Raw genomic sequence first — 21,744 nt, 5'->3', positions numbered from 1 at the left:
GGCCATTTTCCAGAGTGACGAAAAAAGCCTGATTTCTCAATTTTGATACTGAGAAATCAGTCTTTTTAACAAATACTTAATTTTTCTCATAAGTCATGACTTATGAGTTTTTAAAGATTAATCGTATATTACATTTAATCCTTGTTCACTTAATCGGTGGCCCGCACGATAAGCGGTGAGTAAGGTATTCCCCGCCTGTTTGCATACTCCGTTCATATTCCCTCCGGCTGCTGCGTATAGTGGGTCCTATAGTGGAAAGACGGCGATTTGCAAATCGTAATCATTCCGATTAACACCTTTTCGTCAAACACTCAGGTAGAAGGGAAGAAGAAAATGAAGATACCGGTATATACGATTAGTGGATTTCTCGGCAGTGGAAAAACGACGATTTTACTTGCGATGATGGAAGAATGCAAGCAGAACGGTTGGAAAGCAGGGATCATTCTGAATGAATTGGGAGAGAAAAATATAGAGGAAGGCTATTTCGAAGGACAGAATCTGAAACAGCTGCTAGACGGCTGCATTTGCTGCACGATGCAGGACGGTCTTCAGGAAACGCTACGATCAATCGCGGCCGAGCCGATAAATATCCTCCTCATCGAAGGGACAGGCGTGGCGAATCCATTGGCGATAGAGCGAACGCTCATCAGTGCGGAATTTCGGGAATTATTTGATCTGTATTCCATGATCAGCGTGGTGGACGCAAGCAAATTCCTCGAATACCGGAACCGCTTTTCTAGCAACAGGGAAATCCGCCAATTGCTGCAGGATCAAATGACATGCGCCAAGATGGTTGTCATCAACAAAACTGACCTAGCAAAACCATCGGTACTGGCAAAGGTCGAGAAAAAGATGGAAAACCTGCTGCAGCCGGACACACCTGTCTTCCGCACCACGTTCGGCAAATTGGAAAGCGCACAATTGTTCAGGAGGAGGTACACATTGTCTGGACCACATGCACAGCCAGCACCCGACCGAGTGCACAGTCACCATCAAGCCGTCATCCGTTCCATTCGTATACAAGACGTGCCGGATATGACTCGTGAATCTCTCATCCGGTGGATTGAACAGCTGCCGCGGGAAGTCCTCAGAGGAAAAGGGCTCGTCCGTCTGCTGAATGAACCGGGCACCTATCTCTTCCAGTTTTCCTCGGGGGAGCTGAGTTTGGAACATATGAAGGAAGATGGCCGTGAACCGCTTATCGTCCTGATCGGCGAAGGTCTGCAAGAGGAAGCAATGAACCGGAGACTCCTGGAACACGCGAAGGCGGATTCCGTCCCATGACCACCTTGCACCCGTATAGCAAATGAACGCGCTGTCATCACCAAACCGATCAAAGAGGAGGCTGTGACGCGACAAATGATAACCGTAATAAGAGATATAATCGGAATACTGGCTTTTTTCGTGTTCGTTATGCTGTTCCTTTTCAACACCCAAGTGCTCGAGTACTTCGGTATCATAGTTCCCGACCAATGGCTGCACGTGAACGCCATTTTCATCAGTATCCTGCTGGAGGCGTTCCCGTTCGTCCTCCTCGGCGTGTTCGCGTCGGCGTTCATCCAGATGTTCGTTTCGGAGGAAACCTTGCGGAAGGTGCTGCCGAAACATGCCTATTTCGGCCTAATTTCAGCGGCTCTCCTAGGGGCGGTGCTGCCTGTCTGCGAATGCGCCATCATCCCGGTAGTGCGCAGGCTCATCAAGAAAGGGATGCCGCTCCATTTCGGCGTCGTCCTGATGATGTCAGCACCCATCCTGAATCCGATCGTTGCAGCCTCCACCTACTATGCGTTCCAGCAAGATCTGTCCGTGCTGTACTTCCGCATGGGGCTCGGCTTTATCTTGTCGATCGTCATTGGCTTCATTATCTACCGGCTGTTTGGGAGCACCAACCAGCTGAGATGGACGAAGGACGGGCTGACCGGCGCGCCGGGTATCCGGAAAACTGTCAGGACCAGCAAGGTCAAGCAGACGTTCTATCATGCGAGCGATGAATTCTTTGACATGGGGAAATACCTGATATTTGGCGCTTTCCTGGCAAGTATCGTCAATGTTTTCCTGGACCGGACGATGCTCGCTGCGCTGACATCAACGGAAGCGGGGGCGACTGGAATCATGATGGGCCTGGCGTTCATCCTGTCCCTTTGCTCGGAAGCCGACGCATTTGTGGCGTCCTCCTTCTCCAATCAATTCTCGACGACTTCCCTGCTGGCGTTTCTAGTGTTTGGACCGCTGCTCGACCTGAAGAACACCCTACTGTACTTTGCCTATTTCAAGACCAGATTCGTACTCATATTGATGATCACCATCACCGCTGTCACATTTGGTTCAGTGATGCTGGTCCATTATTTCCTGATGTAGGGAGGAGGGAAATTCATGAGAAACAGGAAAACGAACGCTTCACTGCAATTCCACATGTTCCTGAGGGCCATCATCTTCCTCGGCTTCTCCCTGCTCATCGTAAAATTCGTCGTGAATGATACGATTCAGCTGTATATCGCGCCTAAAATGCTGCCGTTCGTCTATTTTGCCGGGGCCTGCTTCCTGATCATCGGGATCTTTCTCTTCTTCAAGAGCCTGTCGCCGAAACTGAAGGAAGATATGGAATGCAACTGCGGGGTCGACCATCAGATGAAAGGCTCTTTCATTACCAAGACCTGCATCTATCTGCTGTTCATCCTGCCTATCGTCCTCGGTCTAGGGCTACCCGAGAAGGCCGTAGATAGCATGGTCGCCTCCAACAGGGGTGTCCAATATGGCGGCGGGCTGTACAATACGCCGGGTATCGCACAAACGGACAGTGAATACGGCGGGGGAGAAGGTGCGAACAGCGTGAGCGAAGAAGAAGGCACCACGGAGGCGGACGCTGACTTGGACATCATGGCCATCTACGGCGACCAGCTTAAGAAATATTCAGCCATGAACCATATTGAAATCACGGATGAAAACTATCTAGATGTAAGTTACTTGATCAACGTTTTCCTAGACGATTTCATCGGCAAAACTGTCTCCATCAAAGGCTTCGTCTACCGCGAGCCGGACTTCGCCGAAGACCAGATCATCGTAGCTCGCTTTGCGATGAATTGCTGTGTCGCTGATGCCAGCGTATTCGGCACTATTGCGTTGGGCGAACAGGTTGGGTCCCTCCAAGATGACACGTGGATCGAAGTGACCGGGACGATAGAAGAATTGGTCTATCACGATCAGAGAATGGCTTCCGTACGGGCGGAGCAAGTCGATGAAATCGAGGAGCCGAAGAATCCGTATTTGACGCCACTTTATTGATTCAAAGTACCAGGTCCTGGAACAATTAAGTTTATACGTGGGAATCGGAGTAGTAGTTCCCGTACAATATAGATATAGCAGAAGGCCATCTGATTGAGAAATTATTCAGATGGCCTTCTTTGTACTCATTTAGAATGTTGGATTTGATGTTGATTCCAATAAAATTAAAGGTATCTGTGCACGAAAATTTCATGAATGTTTGTTTTTCACACAGGTACTTTTTCTCAAGAACCTGGCACCTGATTGCAAAAAAAGGACGCGTTCGTAAAGTGAACAACTAGGATTATTTCCAGCTTTTTGAGGTGTAAAACAAGTTATTGAATGAACTGAACCCTACAATTGATAGAAGGGTGTTATGCTAGTAATTATATTTATCAGGATAATACTGTAAAAAATAACGAGTTTGAGGAGTAAAACAATGAAAGATTTTTATAGAGCATTAACCTATATTAGCGAAATGATGTATGAGCCAAATAATTTAATTTTAAATTCGGTGCATGAAGAAAAACAAAATGCTAAGTATGGGGCTGGTACATTTCAAATATCTTCTAGAACAGTTCGATTCAGAGTAGCGAATATAACACCTAGTAAAGTAGGGCAGTTTGTTGCGTTTTGGGAAAAGGATGAAAACAATAAAAACCAGCCGTATTCATATGAGGAAGCACCTGATTTGTTCGTGATCACTACTTTTAAAAGTGAACATGAGTTTGGACAATTTATTTTCCCAAAGGAAGTTATGTTCAAAAAGAAAATTCTCAGATCCAGTTCAACAAAAGGAAAAATGGCAATAAGAGTGTATCCAAGCTGGGATAGTCCCACTAGTAAACAAGCGATGAAAACACAGCAATGGCAGTTACCTCATTTTGTTGATATGAGGACCTTAAATACATTAACCGAAGACAAAATAATGGAACTGTATTTTTGTTAACACACTGCAATCGAGTGCCTGTATTCAAGCGCCAAGTTATGGCGCTATTCAGAGTGTTTTTAGGACCTGGTACCTGAGAAGCCGATCTTTGCGGTTGGGTTATGGTTGACCGGCCATCGGAACGCGTCCTGCTACATCATATATCAACGTTTTCCGAAGACTATCCCTTTATAGGATGTGATTGTATCATGAAAGATTTATGATCTTTTAGTAATAAGGCCAACAGATTGTATAAATATCAAATTAAATCCAACAATAAATATCAGCGACAAATTATTGATAAGGGGAGAAAAAAATGATTAATAAAATCGGTCAAGTTATGTTGTATGTTAACAATCAAGATGAAGCAGTGAATTTTTGGATTGAAAAAGTAGGGTTTATTGTAATTTCAGATGAAGACAATGGTCAAGGAATGCGATGGATTGAAATAGCACCAACTAAGGAAGCCGAAACAAGCATTATACTTCACAACAAGAGAATGATTTCTGAAATGCAGCCAGAAATGAATCTTGGCACACCTTCATTAATGTTTTTCTCGGAGGATCTCGATAAGTTGCATAGCACACTGTCAAATAAAAATATCACAGTCGGAGAAATTGTAACTATGCCTTCGGGAAAAGTATTCAATTTTGCCGATAGCGAACAAAACTATTTTGCAGTTATGGAAAAGAGTAAATAACTTCTAGTAACACGTCGCATAAAAGGAGGATTTTGAAATCACTTCAATAAATTTACTTGGCAATTGGATAGACTTAGTGAAAGAAGAGGTTTTATAACTTCCTGAAAATACATTTGAAGTAAAAGTGAATTAAAATGAAGAAATAACTATAATGAAAAACTAGAACGTAATAAAATTTATTATACTTTATATAAAACAAGAGATGATTGAAAGGTGATATAAATGAAAAATAATAATGACTTAGTATCTCAAGAAATAAGAAGTTTATTTGCCGACAATGCTGAATTCTGGATTATTAATGACATACAAGTTAATTACTTAGAAGAAACCATTGTCTTAAATTTAGTAAGTGTTAGTAATCAACAGATTTTAAAAACATTTATTAAATTTAAACAAGTTATGTCACTGTTTATTTATCAAGACGCTGAAATAGAAACATATAGATTAAATAACTATAAAGAAAATGATCCTTTTTTACTTTCAGAAATTAGTTATCATCCTAATGGATTTGGAAAAATAAATATTAAGAGCCTAGAACCCGAATTACCAGAAATTGAATCTATAAGTTCTTCAACTAATTTCTATTTCCAAGTTAATAATAAAGATTGTTTTTTTATTGAAGCAAATTCTCTGATGATTAACGAAAAAGTGTATCGGAATTTAATCGTAGACGAAGAAACTATTAAAAGTCCATATTAAATTAGAAAGTTTACTATAATATTCTTAAATCACCGGAGCTAACACAATGTAACTATGTTAGCTTCATAAAAGCAGCTTTCGTCTATTTGACTTAAACAAGCGAATACGATCCTTGTATAGGAGATCTGCACTCTATTCAGTATTAGTGCCAAAAATTACGAAAAAGGCGATTTGGACGGATTCAAAGAAGCGATGAAATATCTATACGCATTTGCTCTGTTCGCTCTGGAAAGGTTCGAAGTACGATAGTAAATTGCGTGAATTATCTCCAGAAGCGTTTGTTGAATTTACTAAAAGGGCTGTAAATATCTAGGAGTATAAAAGTTAGAATGAGGGGAGAGTATTTACATTTTTTTCTGTACACTTGATTTAGAAAAAATATATAAAGGAGTGCTTGGAATGAATGAAAAAGAGTCTACAAATAAAAACTTTTTGAATACCACACTTACTTTTTTCGGGCTTATCTCTATTTATACACTTATTCTTAATCCAGATGTAGGTATAAAAGAAATAAGTTTAATGTTGTTTTTTACACTGATTTTCTGGCTACTTAATAAGTTTTAAGAAAAGATAAAAGATCAGAAAAAACAAAAAACACACTTACTTTTTATGGTATTATCATCTGGAATAATATAAAAAAATAGAGGTAGATTAAGATAGAATAGATTTCAACAATCGGTCCATTTGTTGGAAATTAAAATAGCGAAGTCATTATGAGGTGATCGTTTGGTGAAAAAAAGCTTTAAGTTCGCCTTAATATTTTTTGTGCTGATAACGCTCTGGAAGTGGTTTTCTACTTCAAAAATTCAATGGCTTGAGAATATAATCTTAACTATTGGAGTTACGTTAGTGTCTACGTTTGTAGATTGGGCAAGTAAACCTCATGAGTACAAAAAGAGAAGTGATTAGTTTATGTTATGTAAAGTATTACCTTTTTTTCAATCGGGCCATTTTGTAGCAAAATGACGTAAATATTAGGGGTTGATTTACCATGTGGAAAAAGATATTAATAATTTTTACGGTGGCAATTGGGGGTTTTATGCTTTCGTTGACGATTAATAGTTTAGGCGACACAGGTAATAAAATAATGCATTTCGGAGGAGGTTTGTTGATGTTCTCGGGCATCATAACAGCCTTTCAAATGAATAAAGAAAAATAAACCGTATTGATTTATCTGGGGCGATTGTCGAAGAATATTATTCGTAGTCGCTTAGTTGATCGGAGCGGAAGCCGGCGACTCTGGAAGGTTCACCGCCCGCCCATAAGACACGCGTCCGGCTGCAGCTCAGATCAACGGGTTCAAAAGCTGATCTTTCTGGGTGTATTAACGGCAGAAGGTTAGAGCCTCTATCGGGCCAGATTGATTGTTTGATAATTTAAGGAGGTCACAATTTGGTCAATATATCGAGAGCATTCTTCTATCTAATTCTAGGCTTACTTACAGGGATTACAATTGTGAGTATGATGCGAAACGGAGAAATAAATTGGACAGTAATCGGTTATACAACTGGTACAGCTATCGTGGCTTTCTTTGTTATATCAGGTACTTACTTGGTTAGAAACTATAGAACCAATTGAACGCTATTATTCCTTTAACAGGGGCGATTGCTTAACAAAATTTATGCTGTTTACTGGCCATTATGTTACTCAAACCAGAAGAAAGAAAAACTATTTTATTAAAAACAGATGAAAGATGGCGATTGGGATGACTTTTAAAGATGAAAAATATCTACATATTTACGCTCAGCATTTTCCGCACGACGGGGCAGTGATTGTGGGAAATAAATTAGCACTATTAGAATTGAGACGAGCGATTGATGAGGCCTTGAAGGGACGCGAATCTGAAAGATAACTTACTGCGTCTGATGGAGAAGGTTATGAGGCATACATATTTAGGATTGAAGATGATGAGAGGGAATTATTTGAGTCTTTAGAAATGCCATATATTATGCAGTATGGTGATGTTAATTCGCATATATATTTTGTGAATGGTGGAAAAGAAAACAAACCACCTAATCCTATCGGGATTTTGTGGGAAAAGGAATAATAACTATGCCCCAAACAGGCGCGTTAACTGAACAACTGTTGCGCACCAAACGGGCCAAATTGTCGTTTACTTTGGGTTTGTAAATATTTTCGTTAGAGCGGTGTATGAAACGAGGGAGAAAAGTGTTAGCGATCTTTATATTAGTAGTTTTGATCGTATATTTGTTCGACTTTGCAAAAATAAGAAAGCAGAATCAAACAGTGATTGAGCAGAATGATAAGATCATCTCTCTCTTAGAGGAAATAAAGAATAAATAATAATTACGCTTCAATTGGGGCCGATGATTCAATAACGATTTCGGCTGCTTCAATCAATAGTATAGTAGACTGAAATTTTACGAAAAGCATATTCAAAATAAGAAGTTATTACGAACTTTGGTTAGGAGTGGTTTACATATTTAGAGGGAATCCGAAAAAGATATTGCTATCATTATTAACAAATCCACTATTCATACTTGTATATTGGATTTTTTGTTATGAATTAGCTTTACTTTGCATGTATGGAAGAATAGATCATACTGTTTCTATTTTATTCGTATCTACAGTATTTTTAATTTCTTTCATTGCATTTACTGCAATAAAAATTGTGAAAGGTAAAGAACCTCAACCCAACAAAAAGATTCATGTAAAGGCATGGAGATATGTTTCTGTTGTAATTATGATAGTCATAACATCATTTTATGGAATGAAGATTTATCAAAGCGCAACCAATTTCGGAGGCGAACTAGCTTGGTTTATTGATAGATTAAAAAATGAAGTTTCAGTTGAATTTGAACATAACAATATATATGTGGATGGAGTAGAAGGGATTTTTACAGATATAAATAAAGAATATGCTTTGCCGAAGAAATTATATATGGAAAGTGATTTTCATCTTGAATTTAATCCGGATGGAACAATCACATCTATCGATACATTTGTTTATGGGAAAAACGCTGATGAGAAAGAAGAAAGTTTTCTAATCACTTATGATCAAAATAAAGCGTCCACTATTACTATAAGAGTAAACGGATATCTACATGCCGATTATGATGAGGACAAACTAGTGGAGCCTTTAATAAGAACGGTTAAAGTTATTCCAGTTAAGCAGACAGTTGGTATGTGGAATGAAGGTAAGTATGGAGTAGTGTATTACGGGAAGAGAAATTGGGGCTACAATACTGAGGGAATTATTCACATCGATGAGAATGGTATAGAGCAGACTCCTACAAAAATCACAACTGAAATAATTGGCTATACGGTATCTATTTTTGTCCCTGGAAAAGAGAAAGAGATACTACCTGCAAGATATAATTTAATTGGTGTTCCAGATTGGAGTCAGTCAAATACGACTCAAAATCAAGAAAGTTTTGAAGCTGATCGGCAAGAGATAGCTAATAGCAATGAACAGTTTTATTACTCAAAAGAAGTAGGATATATGTTAAATGTTACGGATAAAGCATTAGGAAGTACTTTGTATTCACTTAGAAAGACCAGTGACGGTGGTGAAACTTGGACAGTCATAAATCAAAATCCATTCAATGGAACAGTTGGTAGTGCAGCAGGAATAACTTTTATTAATGATGAAATTGGATTCTTAAGGGCAGCAAGACCTTCTGGTACTGAAGGAGTGTTATATCGTACAAGTGATGGAGGGATATCCTTCGAAGAGGTAAGTTATGCCATACAGGAAATGAAGTTAGATAGTGGGCAATCTATAAATCCTTTTGATTTTCCAGGTCTGCCCTTTGAGAAAGATGGGGTTCTTAATATGTTAGTTGGGCAAGGATCAGATGGTGATTATAATGGTAATAGTAGTGGACTTTATCAATCAAATGATAACGGTGAAATCTGGGAATATATAAAAGAGGTTAACAGTTAATAGTCTTATAAAATGGATATTTACAATGTAGAAATATCGGTGGTTTTTTTAGTATCTACGGTGAAACTTCATTCGATAGTACTAGTAGTTTCGAAGAACCGTACCGTAAGATAAAAAAGCCATCCTCTCCACTAGGGGAGAGGATGGCTAACTTTCACATATTGCAAAACTACGGATTACAGTTTTGACCAACGTTCCTCTAACCAGCTCATAAATTCTACGCCTTTGTCGCCTTCATACGCATCAAAGACGTCTACACGCATACGCTTTAATTTATCCGCAAAGTCAGCCACAGTATGGTCTTTCGGCAAGCTCTTTTTGACCCGTAGGAAGATCTTGTCTGTGTTTTTAATAATATCAAAACGTGCAGGAGATGGTTTTTCCACATCCTCGCCAAATGCGGCAAGTGCTTCGTAAGCTGCTAATTGAACTTGGTAGACAGTATCATGCTGCATACGATTATTTAATAAATCTATGACTTTGTCATGTTTATAATCCGATAATGTTTTCACTGCTTCCAAACGATCTCGCCAGCTAGACGTATAATTGGCCTGTTTTTTTAATGCTTCATATTGCTCAGGTAATGCTGTTTCGAAATTTTTCACGTAATTGCACCTCTTTTTTTAACTAAAGAAAAAATGAATTTTTCTTCTGCTTGTATCATTATACGTTGTCTGGGTGAAAATAGCGATGAATCGCTAGTTAATCGAGGTGCCGGGTCCCCAAAACTATTCAGAATTGTATTGGGACCTGGCACCTGAAAAGTAGTAGGGGCCGTCTTTACAATTGGGGTGCGGTTCATCGCCCACCGGAACGTGCCTGGTTTTATTATATCAACGTTTTCCGAAGATTATCCCTTTACCGAATGCGATTCTAAAATGAAGGATCTGTGTTTTTCAGTAATCGATCCATTTAATTAAATGAAACCTATAGGGCATTCATCCGTATATAAATTAAGGGTGTAAAAGTAAAGAAATATAGTTATTGGATGTATTCGTAGAATAAGCAATTTTTATATAACCGGACAAAGACTAATATAGGGGTGACGGAATGAAGAAAGTATTTGAAGCTATTTATGACGGTCATCGAATACAAGTTGAGAATAGATGGTTTACAGGGGAGAATTTGTATGTAGATGGAGAATTGCAAGATGAAAATTTAGGCTTAGCATTTAGAGGGACTTTAAATGGGCGTATTAGGAATAAAGAAAATGAATCAAAGAGCATAAAAGTGACTCTAGGAGGATTTTTTAGTACCCACTGTAAAGTCTTCGTTGATCATGTATTAGTTCCTTCATATCAAATTAAAATAAGTGATTAAATACTTCCAAAATAATTGGGTATGAGACAGGTTGAAATAATACAACGACTCCCAGCAAACCGTTGCAGTTGTAGAAGATGAACTATTAAATCATAAAGGGGTTACTAATGAAAGCGAGAAGTTTGAGCAGGAAGGATGAATGATTATATGTTATGGATACTTACACAAAATAAACAAAGCTTGATGAATGTAAGAGATGTCTCTGTAAAAGGAAAACATATCGTAGGATTTATTGAAAGTAGTCTTTTGGATCAATGGAATAAAAGTATGGGTAAATATGAATCTAATGAAAGAGCAATAGAGATTCTTGAAGAAATATTTAGTAGGATTGAAGAGAGTGCCGGTGCTTCTGTGACGTACACTATGCCTCAAAGGTAAGAATAATATGAATCAATTATAGGGCTACTTACTAAGTGATAGTGTTCATATTACGCAAAAGCTTTGTATTGGAGGTGTAAAGTAATGAAGACGACGACTGGATTATATCTTTTCTTTATAGCCATACATCTTGTCAATCTCGCAAATATAACATTATCAAAAGGGGATTGGAACGGCATTACGATGTGGCTTAGTACAGCATTGTTTATAGCAGGTACCGCCTATTATGGTTTTAATAAAAGTGCTACTGGGAAAGCAAAGTGATTAGTACGAGAGAGAATATTCTGCTCATCTTTTTAGAAATGCACCCAGATAACAGGAAGGTGTATGAAACCTGTCGATATGAGCGTAGCCTGATAAATTTGGCGTAGGAACGAGCGAACGCTTCTGAACTTACGTGATAAACGCAATTATCTCTGTTAACGGAACACATTGAAAGCTTTTTTAAAAGTAGATTTATTCGTCTTCAAATACCAATCGTAAATATTCCTCTTTTCGATAGGATGGATCATTAGTGATGAACGATACACTATGGGCATCGTGATCAGCTAACAAAATTACGGATTGTTGTTCCATATCTATATGTGCAAATTGGTTTTTATAGTGTAAATCATTGCTTTGTGTAACTATCCACATGCAATTTTCCATTGCTAAATGGAACCACTCTGCAAATGCTTTTTGTAATGAATCTTCGTTAACTATTTTGACAGTGAAGGATGGAATCTCGGCGTGGTAAGTTTTTCCGTCCGACGTGGTGAGAACTGTCCTTCCAGAATTTTGATAATAAATGGGGAAGTCCCTTTGATGTAATACTATCGAATCGATTTGATCTTCGTACCCCTCAAAATGAATATAAAAGGGGAAAGCAAAGCATTTGATAGCGGCTTTTTGCATTAAAGCTGCTGTGTATTCTACGTAATCTTCATGAAGAGCATAATCACCATAGACATGAAATTGATCATAATCTCCATGTAAGTTTACCCAATCTTGATCTGGTTCTACATTACGTAAAACTTCAATATCCACTATGTATTTCACCTCGTAAGTTATTTTCACACAACTATTTATTATACTTTCACACAGTACTAGTTGATTGTCCACCCCATTCTAGCATGACACCGTTTACTTCCTACTCTTCTGTATCCTTTTCACACTGAACAAGATGTTCTTAATGCACCATCATTCATTTACGTTGTTCCTGAAGTATTGTTTCGGGCCTTGGTACCTAAAAAGTAGCGATTACAGGAATCCAGGTGAAGTATTATAATTGATTTTATCTAAGTGTAGTTCTTTGGCTTATTTTCAGAAAAAGGCTATCTATAACGTTATCTAACATACTTGTTATAGGCTATATAGGATATTTTCTATACTATTGCTACTTTTAAAACGAATAGTCATGCAGAAGTATACAGGACAGTTAGTGAGTATCTGAAAAACTATCCGAGTAAGGAGGTCAGAACTTCCCAAAAACATTATGAGGTAGGGCATGTAGTTAGTCATTTTCAAATAAATGATATGGAAAGACCTAAGATTGGTGTGACATTGCGTGTTGGTAAAGATGATCAAGTAACATGGGCAAGTAGTTGTTCAGATAACGAGTATCCGACACAGCAGAAACTTTGTCGAGAAATCGAATTTACGTATGGTGAGGCATATAGCTATCCAATTAAGAAACGTATTCAATATCTGAAGGGGGGCTGGATACTTTGCCTTGACAGAAACACCAAGCTCTTTTGCTGCATTTGATTCGTGGATTGGAAGAAGATTACGCATTAGTATGTGGAAGAAATGGAAGGAACCAGTTACTAAATTCGTGGAACTTCTACTGGAGCTCCCAAGGGATCAAAAGTTTAGTATTTCGTTATGAAATTTTGCGTTATAAATCTTAATTGAACTGTCGTATTAAGAACGGTACGTTAGGTGGGGTGAAAGACCAGGTGCGAATCGCTCCCTGCTGCTCAATTACTCATTCATCTGATTGGTGGCTCTCGTGCCAATATTCACCGGCTCGAAATTCCGCATTAGTGGCTCATTCTGTCGGTAATACTCAGCAATCACCAAAGAACTAAAAGACAATTCTAATTATGAAATCTACTATATCAAGGTAAATTTATCCACTAAAACACCCATTTTCAAATTTAGAACTATTACTTGAGAAAGCTTGAAATACTAACTGGAAAAAAATGATATTCCCAAATAGTTCAGGAATATCATTTTTAAAAATATTATTTTAACCATGTACCTACTGGGGCAATTATAACGTTATTTTCTTCAAGTTTTGATTTTACACATTTAACGATTTCAAGTGCCCCTTGGGTATCACCGTGAACACAAATACTGTCAGCGCTCATATCGATAACATTACCGTCAATTGTAGTAACGTTACCTTCTAAAACCATTTGTAAAACCTGTTCAGCGGCTTTTTCTGGATCCTTAATTACTGCACCTTCTTGTTTACGAGAAACAAGCGTACCGTCATTTGTATACGTGCGATCCGCAAATACCTCGAGAACAACAGCAATACCTTTTTCGACAGCTAGTTTATGAATAACTGTATTTGCAATTACAAACAATTTTGTGTTAGGTACTATGTGTAATATTGCATCTGTGACAGCATCTGCTACTGTATGGTTTACATATGACATATTACCCATACTCCCATGTGACTTAATATGTTGTATTTCTACACCATGTTTTTTGCAAAACGCCTGTAACGCACCAATTTGATAAATAATGTAATTGACTAGATCATCTTTGGCGATATCGATATCGCGACGGCCAAATCCTAGTAAATCAGGGTAACCCATATGAACACCAATACCAACACCATGTTTTTTCGCCATTTCAACAGTTTTGTCCATTACATTTGGGTCACCTGCGTGAAAACCACAAGCAATATTAGCAGATGAAATTAGTTCAATAACTTCTTCGTCATTACCTAAATTATAAGCGCCAAAACTTTCACCCATATCACAGTTTAAATCAATGTATTTCATCATTAACTTCCTTTCTACTAATCTTTTAAATGAATTTAATGACAATTAGCTAACGAAATAAAAACCAATACAGTAAATTGTTTGCATAAAGTTCTACGTTGCAAAATAAAGCAAAAACAAGTAGGGACAGGTTAACTTAGATTCCTTATATATACTTGTATAAAATAACTAGCTTGGATATTATAACTAGACATTTTAGCAGAACTACAAAGTTTGTATAGCTTACAGATTAAGTTGTTTAATTCGGTGCGAAAGTTGAGTAACATTAGTTAATCGAACATTAATGGTCTTGCTACTTTTGAATAAGTTCCACCATCTACCCGTAATGAATGCCCGCTAATGTAGGAAGATTCATCACTTACCAAAAATAAACATGCATGAGCAATATCATCAGCAGTAGCTATTCTTCCTAAAGGTTGATAGTCAAGCGTTTGCTTCCACGCCTCTTCCGGATCAGGTAAATTATTCATCGTATCATACAACATAGGTGTATCAACTGTACTTGGTAATACTGCATTAACACGAATATTATCTTTACCACAATCAAGCGACATCTGACGAGTTAAAGCTGTCATACCACCCTTTGAAGCTGCATAAGCAGCAAAGCGAGTTATTGTTTTATCGGCGTGCCAAGAGGCAACATTAACAATTGCCCCACGTTCTCTTAATCTCATTTCGGGAACTGCATATTTTGAACATAAAAATGCGCCGGTTAAATTAACGCCAAGGACCTTTTGCCATTCATCTAATGATGTCTCCTCTGCAGACTTTCTAATCGATACTGCAGCATTATTAACTAAAACATCTATACCGCCAAATGCATTTAATGTTTTATTCATTAGATTAATAACACTTTCTTCATTAGAAACATCTGTTTTAACAAAAATTGCATCAATTCCTTCTGCCATCAAACCTTCAAGTGCAGCATTTCCGGTATCTTCGTTAACGTCAGCAATAACAATTTTTGAACCTTCTTTACCAAACATTTGAGCTATTGCTTCACCAATTCCACGGCTACCACCGGTGATTATTGATACTTTATCTTCTAGTCGCATTAATTTCACCTCATAATTAGTTTATTGTAAATATTCAAGTTCCTTTATGGTGTTTACGATAACAGACGTCGCTTCGTTTAGTTGCTCATTAGTTATAATGAGCGGTGGTAGGAGACGGATAACATCTCCATCCGCGGCTCTCATAAATAAAACCCCTCTTTTAAAACATTTATTTACTACATCACTTACAAAGCTACGATGAGATGCTTTAGATTGTTTATCTAATACAATTTCAATTCCAATCATAGCTCCTAAATGACGAATTTCACCAATATGTTTTGATTCGAAAGAAAGCTTGTCTTTAATAAATTGACCGATTTCATTTGCACGCTCTAGTAAGCTTTCATCTTCTATCATCTTAATAACCTCTAATGCTGCAACACATCCTAAAGTATTTCCACTAAGTGTACCTCCAAGTTCTTTTACCTCTGGGAAATTAACGATTTCATTTTTACCTGTAATAGCACTTAGTGGAATACCTGCAGCAATCGACTTCGACATTACTGTCAGATCAGCTGCACAGTTAAAATGCTCCATAGCAAACATTTTACCTGTACGACCGAATCCTGTTTGTATTTCATCTGCGATTAATACAATACCGTATTTATCACAGATAGCTCTAATTTCTTGTATAAATTGTTTTGAAGGAATGATAACTCCACCATCACCTTGGACAGGTTCTAAAATAATTGCAGCTACTTCTTCTGGAGAAACTGACACTTGAAACAATCGTTTAAGTTCATTAATTAACTGCTTATCTGTACGCTCATCTTTAAAGTAATACGGATAGGGCGCATGATGGACATCTGATGCTAGGGGACCAAATCCCTTTTTAATCGAATTAACTTTCCCAGTTAAAGTCATTGCTAACATTGTACGGCCATGAAATGAACGATCGAAAGATATTATTGCTTTGCGACCTGTATATCGGCGAGCAATTTTCACAGCATTTTCAATTGCTTCTGCTCCACTATTAAAGAAAACAGACTTTTTTTGAAAATCACCGGGGACAATTTGATTTAGTTTTTTAGCTAAATCAATATACGGTTTATGCATCGTTACATTGAAAACAGGATTTATAAATAAATCGAGCTGTTTTTTTAATGCATCAACTACAGGTTTTGGAGAATGACCTACATTTAAACTAGAAATTCCCGCTGCTAAGTCAATATAAGAATTTCCATCAATATCAGTTAGAACTGCTCCTGTACCTTTTTCTACTGCAATAGGATAAGCTGTAGAGATTCCTCTTGCTACAGATTCTTCTTTTTCTTTTAATAGTTCAGTCGACTTGGGGCCAGGTATTGTTGTTTTTATATTTATCGATGTCATTGTAATCTCCTTTACTATTAAATCGTTTGATCATGATTTGCAGATAAAATACGCGGATCTGTTAATACTTCAATTAAAGCAGGCTTGTTAGATGCTAAAGCTCTCTTTAATGCCGGAACAAATTCATTTGTATTGGTAACTCTTTCTCCAAAACCACCGAAAGATTCAGCAATTTCTTTATAGTTAGGGTTAGATAATTGAGTACCAACCATTCTATCAGGAAATTTACGCTCTTGGTGTGTACGAATTGTCCCGAAAATATTATTATTTATGACGATAGAAACGATTGGAACGTTGTATCTAACAGCTGTTTCAAAGTCTTGCATTGTCATCATGTATCCACCGTCACCTGATAACGATACGACAACTTTGTCAGGATGCGCAATTTTAGCTCCAATTGCGGCTGGCATTCCATATCCCATAGCACCCGAAGTTGGTCCGTAATATTTACCACCTTCATCATAACGGTAATAACGTGATAACCATGAGAAGAAGTTACCTGCATCACTCGTAATAATCGCATCTTTCGGCAGTTGTTCAGATAAATGATGAACAAGACTGTTCATATCAACATAATTATCTTTTTCAATCAATTTTGGAGTAGAAAACTCAACGTAATTATTACGAATTTCTTCTTTATTACTCTTTCTTTTTTCGTCTTTATTTTCTGGAACTAGTTTTACAATTTCTTCAAGGAAACGTTTTACGTCCGACACTATCGGTAATGTTGGTGTATAAACTTTCCCTAATGTATCTTCAGAAGTATCGACATGAATGAGTTTTGAATTTTCATTTAGTAATGTGTAATCAGATGTCGTCATTTGTGAGAATCTAGTTCCTAAAGCAATAACTAAATCACTATCTTTAATATATTTTAATAAGTCTGGGCGTGCGCCAATTCCTAATGATCCTACATAGTTATCGTGGGAGTTTGGAAAGGAGTGGAAACGTCTAAAAGCTGAAGCAACGGGTGCTTGAGATAACTCTGATAACTTAACTAGCATTTCAGTTGCATCAGATAATATGACTCCTCCACCCGCAATAATAATTGGGCGTTCCGCTTTCTGAATTAAGTTAGCAGCCTCATTAACTGCCAAATAGTCAGGGGAGACTGTACTCGATTTAAATTTTTGATGTGTTATTTTTGTAACAATATCATCGAGCATATCTTCTGGCAATGAGACAAGTACTGGCCCTGGACGTCCAGAACGAGCAATATGGAAAGCGCGGTGCAGTAACTCAGGAACACGATCAGCATGGTTAATTTCTACTGTCCATTTGCATAGGTGGCTGAAAAAGCCAACGAAGTCAACTTCTTGGAATGCTTCACGATCTCTAAACTCACGTTCTACTTGACCAATTAATGCTACAAGTGGTGTTGAATCTTGATGTGCTGTATGAATACCAATCGACAAATTCGTTGCACCGGGTCCTCTTGTTGCCATACACACTCCAACCTTACCTGAAGCCTTTGCATATCCTTCAGCCATAAAAGAAGCTCCACCTTCTTGTCGGGTAGAAATATATTCAATGTTTTGGTGCTCATAAATTGCATCAAGAACGTTTAAATAACTTTCACCTGGCACACCAAAGATCTTAGTTACGCCTTCTTTTTCTAATACATCAACTATTAACTGACCGCCTGTCAAATTCACTGTATTTACATCTTCATCTTCTAATACATCAACTGCTATCTGTCCGTCTGTTAATTTCATTTTATTCACCCTTTTTTTTTAATAGACTGCTGTTTCAATTACTAATTTATTTGTTTTAAATCGCTCTACTGAAAGTGAAGATACATCTATTGTTTCAAACTTTCCTAAACGAATTAGTTCAGATAACGCTTTTCCAGCAGCTGGTGCATGTTGGAATCCGTGACCACTAAATCCTGATACGATAAAGTACCCACTCATATCTGGATGACCGCCTATAATTGCATTCTGGTCAATATAGTTATAATCATATAAACCAGTCCATCCAGTTTCTAATTTAAGTTGTTCGAAATGAGATGAACGTGCAGCTAAAACAGGCCAAATTTCTTCTTCAAAAAAACTCTTTTCTAGTTTGAAGTCGTAGCCATAAGGAACATCATTTGCCCAGCCAACTACTACTTTTGATCTTTCACTTCTGAAATGAAGACCGGTCGGATCAAATGTAAATGGAAATTCATTTTGGAATTTCAGTTGGGTATCAATTGAAAACAATTGACGTCTTAATGGTTTTACCGGAATTTCAAGTCCTATTTTTGCACTTAAATCACCAGACCAGGGACCTGCTGCATTAACAACAATCGGCGCGAAATACTTATCACCATTAGTAGTTTGAATGCCAATTGCTTTATTGCGCTCTGTTAAAATTGTATCAACCTCTTCATATATAAATGAAAAACCGAATTCTCTTATTTTCCTGATATACGCTTGTAACACAGAATAAGGGTCTGCGTTTCCAGCTTCTGGGTCAAATACTGAGCCTACTAAATCTTCAACATTTAATTCGGGAAAAAAAGATTGCGTTTCTCTTTGATCCATAAACTTTGTTTTAACACCTAAAGTTTCTTGTATTTTTAAAATGTCTTCAAAGATTGGCATTGATTTTTTATCAAGTAAATATAAGTAACCGTTTTCATTAAAGTTGATTTGTGCATTCTCACCATCGAATGCCATCTCATCTTCAAATTTCTTATATACTTGGTAACTGTATTGACTCATACGAATGTTAACTTCTGTACTGAAAGTTTGACGAATTCCACCTTCACTTCTAGGTGTAGAGGAATATTCGTATTTGTCATCCTTTTCGAATAGTGCAATTTTCCCCGTAAAACCGTCTTTGTATAAATTGTAGGCTAAACTAGTTGCCATAATCCCTGCGCCAACGATAATCAAATCGTAATTATTTGTCATTAATATCTCCCCTAAATATTTAGAATTTATTTTCCTGTTTAATAGGACACCTCTACAACTACGTAAAACGCTTATAGAGTTTCGCATATTAATTGTATTCTAAATAGATTGACAGAATCCATTACCATTATTTACGAATATTCAGTCTTTTGATTTGGTTTTATAGTGCAACTTGAACAAAGAATACTGAATAAGTATTTGTTTAAATTGTTTTGTCATATATAATAAAACAGAAGTGTTGTAATAATTGAATAAAGAAGTTAAATTACCCCAAATAACGAAGTTAACAATACAATCTTTCGTGTTCTTATTGTTCTATTGTATTTTAGATGGGATTGAGGTCTTCGTGTAATGAAAGATAGAAACATGGATGACGATCTACAAATGTACTTGGGCTTTCTCCAATAATACAAATTAATTTGAAACTATCACATAAGGTCATTATTAATCGTTCCTCTTATTTTGTAAAAGGCTACTAAAACAACAGCTTTACCTTTATTTGAGTATTTCCCTTTTTCGCAGTCGTTTTGTTTAACTGGTAACTAAAGCTTAGTCACAGCTTATGTGAAGCTAATGATAATAGGGTTACTAATAAATCATGAGATAGGTGGAATATTACAATGTTAGAACAAATTGCACAGAAAATATCAGAAGATACAACTAAAATAATTGGTTTTCCAGTAACTATTTCTGATGAAAACGGATATTTAATAGGTGTAAATGACAATAGTCGTATTGGGATTTTCGACTCTCTCTTAGCGGAAGTTATTAAAACGAGGAAATTAACATTCTTTGATGAACAGGCTGTCAAAGATTATCCGGGTATTTTCCCTGGGGTAGCCAGTCCGATTATTGTAAATGGACAAGTTTTAGGAGCGGTCGGAATAATTGGGAAAACTGGACAAGATATTGAAACATCAAACTACATTCGACTCGTTAAAAACCATATTGAAATGATTTGTCATGAAACTTTGATGAAAGAAATGAAATCATTACAATCAAATGCAGTGGATACTCTCATTCATTATATATTGAACTATGAAAGTTCACGAAATAACATCGAACAAATTACACGCTACGGCAGTATGATGGGGTTTAATATTGATAAGGAAAGAATATGTATTATTATTCAAATTAGCCGAGAAAATAATGACGATAATACGGAACCATCATTACAAATTTACGATCAATTTTATGAAACAATTAATGAAGTCTTTAATGTAAGTCCTCTTGATATTATGGGTCGACTTACATTTGAACAGTTTTGTATACTGAAAGTTGTCGGTGAAGATACCGAACAACTATTCAATGAGATTGAACGAAACGCACAGCAGCTTAATAATACTTTGTTGGAACGATATAATGTGTCAGCAAAAATTGCTATAGGAGATCCTAGTAGTGGTGTTGAAGGAATACAAAAATCATATAACAATGCGCTTATAGCTATGGAGTCAAGTGAAAAAACATATCCAAAACAATTCTTATTTAATTATAATGAATTTTCAAACAAGTTAAATATTATTATTAATTCACTTCCTAAAAAAAAGTTTGAAAATATCTCCTCTACATTAGATCCATTTATCAATCACAATAATTTCAAAGTATTATCGAAAACTTTTATTATTTATTGTGAAAGTAAATTTAACTTCAGTGATGCAGCCCGTAGTTTACATCTCCATCGAAATTCATTAATCTATAGAATGAATCAAATAAAAATGATTACAAATATTGATATTAATAACTTTAATCATTGTATAATTTTATATATATATATAAAAAAGCACCTTATTGAGGTGCGCCCTGAAAGTTAGAGGAAAGATCAAACTTTCGGGGTGTTTTCTTATGGCTAAATATAGCGTTGGATTTCAGATGAAAATTGTTCAGGAATATCTTGATCGGAATTTTGGATAAAAGTCTATAATAAATAAGGTATAGAAGGATTGGCTAGAGATAAAACTAAAAAGCTTGTTCTGTTCAATATAAGCTTGATGTACAAAGCTTTATGAAAGACAGTCTGTATTTTAATATAATGACAGAAGTTGTAGCTATCTTAGATTTCAGTAAGCACTAAGAAATAAAGGAATTATAGTAAACCATAAGAAAGGACAACGACTGACATTACGGAATTTATATGTTCTGTTGATCGTAAACTGTATCTCAGTTAAAAACCGCACGTACTAAGAACTAAAACGAGAATTCGAATTATATCTTGAGTACTATAATAACGAACGAAGCAAATAAAAATTGGCTTGCATTAGTCGGATACAA

The 21,744-nt window shown here is 36.8% G+C and carries 22 protein-coding genes; 15 read left to right on the top strand and 7 right to left on the bottom strand.

Going from position 1 to position 21,744, the window contains the following annotated elements; all coding sequences use genetic code 11:
• Positions 1 to 267: 267 nt before the first annotated feature.
• From CSV72_RS03945 to CSV72_RS03905, 10 genes are all read left to right on the top strand, one after another.
• Positions 268 to 1,284, top strand: coding sequence for a CobW family GTP-binding protein (locus tag CSV72_RS03945; protein ID WP_158232143.1), 1,017 nt, complete (start codon positions 268 to 270; stop codon positions 1,282 to 1,284).
• Between the two features lie 129 nt (positions 1,285 to 1,413).
• Positions 1,414 to 2,358, top strand: coding sequence for a permease (locus tag CSV72_RS03940; protein ID WP_233191086.1), 945 nt, complete (start codon positions 1,414 to 1,416; stop codon positions 2,356 to 2,358).
• A gap of 15 nt (positions 2,359 to 2,373) precedes the next feature.
• Positions 2,374 to 3,282 (top strand): TIGR03943 family putative permease subunit, encoded by a 909-nt coding sequence (locus tag CSV72_RS03935; protein ID WP_099677229.1) that lies wholly within the window; start codon positions 2,374 to 2,376, stop codon positions 3,280 to 3,282.
• Positions 3,283 to 3,700: 418 nt separating this feature from the next.
• Complete coding sequence (locus CSV72_RS03930; RefSeq protein ID WP_099677228.1) at positions 3,701 to 4,210, top strand: MepB family protein; 510 nt, start codon at positions 3,701 to 3,703, stop codon at positions 4,208 to 4,210.
• Positions 4,211 to 4,505: 295 nt separating this feature from the next.
• Entirely contained in the window at positions 4,506 to 4,889 is a 384-nt protein-coding gene (locus tag CSV72_RS03925) for a VOC family protein (RefSeq protein ID WP_099677227.1), read from the top strand.
• A gap of 222 nt (positions 4,890 to 5,111) precedes the next feature.
• Entirely contained in the window at positions 5,112 to 5,588 is a 477-nt protein-coding gene (locus tag CSV72_RS03920; protein WP_099677226.1) for a YxiG family protein, read from the top strand.
• A gap of 399 nt (positions 5,589 to 5,987) precedes the next feature.
• Positions 5,988 to 6,152 carry a hypothetical protein gene (locus CSV72_RS16675; protein ID WP_158232142.1) on the top strand — a complete coding sequence of 55 codons (165 nt, stop codon included), beginning with the start codon at positions 5,988 to 5,990 and terminating at the stop codon, positions 6,150 to 6,152.
• A gap of 828 nt (positions 6,153 to 6,980) precedes the next feature.
• Entirely contained in the window at positions 6,981 to 7,166 is a 186-nt protein-coding gene (locus tag CSV72_RS03910; protein WP_099677224.1) for a hypothetical protein, read from the top strand.
• A gap of 127 nt (positions 7,167 to 7,293) precedes the next feature.
• Positions 7,294 to 7,440 (top strand): hypothetical protein, encoded by a 147-nt coding sequence (locus tag CSV72_RS16670; protein ID WP_158232141.1) that lies wholly within the window; start codon positions 7,294 to 7,296, stop codon positions 7,438 to 7,440.
• A 579-nt stretch (positions 7,441 to 8,019) separates the two neighbouring features.
• Complete coding sequence (locus tag CSV72_RS03905) at positions 8,020 to 9,495, top strand: WD40/YVTN/BNR-like repeat-containing protein (protein WP_099677223.1); 1,476 nt, start codon at positions 8,020 to 8,022, stop codon at positions 9,493 to 9,495.
• A gap of 176 nt (positions 9,496 to 9,671) precedes the next feature.
• Here the strand turns inward: CSV72_RS03905 and CSV72_RS03900 are convergent, their stop codons facing one another.
• Positions 9,672 to 10,100 carry a HEAT repeat domain-containing protein gene (locus CSV72_RS03900; RefSeq protein ID WP_099677222.1) on the bottom strand — a complete coding sequence of 143 codons (429 nt, stop codon included), beginning with the start codon at positions 10,098 to 10,100 and terminating at the stop codon, positions 9,672 to 9,674.
• A 445-nt stretch (positions 10,101 to 10,545) separates the two neighbouring features.
• On the opposite strand from CSV72_RS03900, the gene CSV72_RS03895 reads away from it, so the two are divergent.
• The 3 genes from CSV72_RS03895 to CSV72_RS03885 all read left to right on the top strand — a co-directional run bounded on the left by CSV72_RS03895 (position 10,546) and on the right by CSV72_RS03885 (position 11,457).
• Positions 10,546 to 10,815: a hypothetical protein gene (locus CSV72_RS03895; protein ID WP_099677221.1), complete on the top strand. Its 270-nt coding sequence runs from the start codon at positions 10,546 to 10,548 to the stop codon at positions 10,813 to 10,815.
• Positions 10,816 to 10,950: 135 nt separating this feature from the next.
• The gene (locus CSV72_RS03890) at positions 10,951 to 11,193 is read left to right on the top strand and encodes a hypothetical protein (protein WP_369802877.1); all 243 of its coding nucleotides are present in this window, start codon (positions 10,951 to 10,953) and stop codon (positions 11,191 to 11,193) included.
• 84 nt (positions 11,194 to 11,277) lie between these two features.
• Complete coding sequence (locus CSV72_RS03885; protein ID WP_099677219.1) at positions 11,278 to 11,457, top strand: hypothetical protein; 180 nt, start codon at positions 11,278 to 11,280, stop codon at positions 11,455 to 11,457.
• 192 nt (positions 11,458 to 11,649) lie between these two features.
• On the opposite strand, the gene CSV72_RS03880 is transcribed toward CSV72_RS03885, so the two are convergent.
• Positions 11,650 to 12,219, bottom strand: a complete 570-nt coding sequence (locus tag CSV72_RS03880; protein WP_099677218.1) for a hypothetical protein — start codon at positions 12,217 to 12,219, stop codon at positions 11,650 to 11,652.
• A gap of 685 nt (positions 12,220 to 12,904) precedes the next feature.
• Between CSV72_RS03880 and CSV72_RS16985 the strand changes: the two genes are divergently transcribed.
• A complete protein-coding gene (locus tag CSV72_RS16985; RefSeq protein ID WP_233191069.1) occupies positions 12,905 to 13,060 on the top strand; it encodes a hypothetical protein in 156 nt (51 codons plus the stop codon).
• A gap of 358 nt (positions 13,061 to 13,418) precedes the next feature.
• Here the strand turns inward: CSV72_RS16985 and CSV72_RS03870 are convergent, their stop codons facing one another.
• From CSV72_RS03870 to CSV72_RS03850, 5 genes are all read right to left on the bottom strand, one after another.
• Positions 13,419 to 14,189: a LamB/YcsF family protein gene (locus CSV72_RS03870; protein WP_099677217.1), complete on the bottom strand. Its 771-nt coding sequence runs from the start codon at positions 14,187 to 14,189 to the stop codon at positions 13,419 to 13,421.
• A gap of 269 nt (positions 14,190 to 14,458) precedes the next feature.
• Positions 14,459 to 15,244 carry an SDR family NAD(P)-dependent oxidoreductase gene (locus CSV72_RS03865; RefSeq protein ID WP_099677216.1) on the bottom strand — a complete coding sequence of 262 codons (786 nt, stop codon included), beginning with the start codon at positions 15,242 to 15,244 and terminating at the stop codon, positions 14,459 to 14,461.
• 21 nt (positions 15,245 to 15,265) lie between these two features.
• Positions 15,266 to 16,576, bottom strand: coding sequence for an aspartate aminotransferase family protein (locus CSV72_RS03860; RefSeq protein WP_099677215.1), 1,311 nt, complete (start codon positions 16,574 to 16,576; stop codon positions 15,266 to 15,268).
• 17 nt (positions 16,577 to 16,593) lie between these two features.
• Positions 16,594 to 18,291 carry a thiamine pyrophosphate-dependent enzyme gene (locus tag CSV72_RS03855; RefSeq protein ID WP_099677214.1) on the bottom strand — a complete coding sequence of 566 codons (1,698 nt, stop codon included), beginning with the start codon at positions 18,289 to 18,291 and terminating at the stop codon, positions 16,594 to 16,596.
• An 18-nt stretch (positions 18,292 to 18,309) separates the two neighbouring features.
• Positions 18,310 to 19,476: an NAD(P)/FAD-dependent oxidoreductase gene (locus CSV72_RS03850; RefSeq protein ID WP_099677213.1), complete on the bottom strand. Its 1,167-nt coding sequence runs from the start codon at positions 19,474 to 19,476 to the stop codon at positions 18,310 to 18,312.
• 620 nt (positions 19,477 to 20,096) lie between these two features.
• Here CSV72_RS03850 and CSV72_RS03845 point away from each other — a divergent pair.
• Positions 20,097 to 21,287 carry a sugar diacid recognition domain-containing protein gene (locus CSV72_RS03845; RefSeq protein WP_099677212.1) on the top strand — a complete coding sequence of 397 codons (1,191 nt, stop codon included), beginning with the start codon at positions 20,097 to 20,099 and terminating at the stop codon, positions 21,285 to 21,287.
• Positions 21,288 to 21,744: the final 457 nt, after the last annotated feature.

The organism is Sporosarcina sp. P20a (genome assembly GCF_002743175.1).
Taxonomy (GTDB): Bacteria; Bacillota; Bacilli; order Bacillales_A; family Planococcaceae; genus Sporosarcina.
The sequence above is the reverse complement of the archived record's forward strand: the minus strand, read 5'-3'. Positions and strand labels throughout refer to the sequence as shown.

What these genes read in the sequence shown, in the direction of transcription:
- CSV72_RS16675 (WP_158232142.1), top strand. Translation starts at nt 5,988, where the DNA reads ATGAATGAAAAAGAGTCTACAAATAAAAACTTTTTGAATACCACACTT.
- CSV72_RS03870 (WP_099677217.1), bottom strand. Translation starts at nt 14,189, where the DNA reads ATGAAATACATTGATTTAAACTGTGATATGGGTGAAAGTTTTGGCGCT.
- CSV72_RS03920 (WP_099677226.1), top strand. Translation starts at nt 5,112, where the DNA reads ATGAAAAATAATAATGACTTAGTATCTCAAGAAATAAGAAGTTTATTT.
- CSV72_RS03890 (WP_369802877.1), top strand. Translation starts at nt 10,951, where the DNA reads ATGAATGATTATATGTTATGGATACTTACACAAAATAAACAAAGCTTG.
- CSV72_RS03895 (WP_099677221.1), top strand. Translation starts at nt 10,546, where the DNA reads ATGAAGAAAGTATTTGAAGCTATTTATGACGGTCATCGAATACAAGTT.
- CSV72_RS03855 (WP_099677214.1), bottom strand. Translation starts at nt 18,291, where the DNA reads ATGAAATTAACAGACGGACAGATAGCAGTTGATGTATTAGAAGATGAA.
- CSV72_RS03860 (WP_099677215.1), bottom strand. Translation starts at nt 16,576, where the DNA reads ATGACATCGATAAATATAAAAACAACAATACCTGGCCCCAAGTCGACT.
- CSV72_RS03930 (WP_099677228.1), top strand. Translation starts at nt 3,701, where the DNA reads ATGAAAGATTTTTATAGAGCATTAACCTATATTAGCGAAATGATGTAT.
- CSV72_RS03925 (WP_099677227.1), top strand. Translation starts at nt 4,506, where the DNA reads ATGATTAATAAAATCGGTCAAGTTATGTTGTATGTTAACAATCAAGAT.
- CSV72_RS03935 (WP_099677229.1), top strand. Translation starts at nt 2,374, where the DNA reads ATGAGAAACAGGAAAACGAACGCTTCACTGCAATTCCACATGTTCCTG.
- CSV72_RS03940 (WP_233191086.1), top strand. Translation starts at nt 1,414, where the DNA reads ATGCTGTTCCTTTTCAACACCCAAGTGCTCGAGTACTTCGGTATCATA.
- CSV72_RS03850 (WP_099677213.1), bottom strand. Translation starts at nt 19,476, where the DNA reads ATGACAAATAATTACGATTTGATTATCGTTGGCGCAGGGATTATGGCA.
- CSV72_RS03885 (WP_099677219.1), top strand. Translation starts at nt 11,278, where the DNA reads ATGAAGACGACGACTGGATTATATCTTTTCTTTATAGCCATACATCTT.
- CSV72_RS16670 (WP_158232141.1), top strand. Translation starts at nt 7,294, where the DNA reads ATGACTTTTAAAGATGAAAAATATCTACATATTTACGCTCAGCATTTT.
- CSV72_RS03845 (WP_099677212.1), top strand. Translation starts at nt 20,097, where the DNA reads ATGTTAGAACAAATTGCACAGAAAATATCAGAAGATACAACTAAAATA.
- CSV72_RS03865 (WP_099677216.1), bottom strand. Translation starts at nt 15,244, where the DNA reads ATGCGACTAGAAGATAAAGTATCAATAATCACCGGTGGTAGCCGTGGA.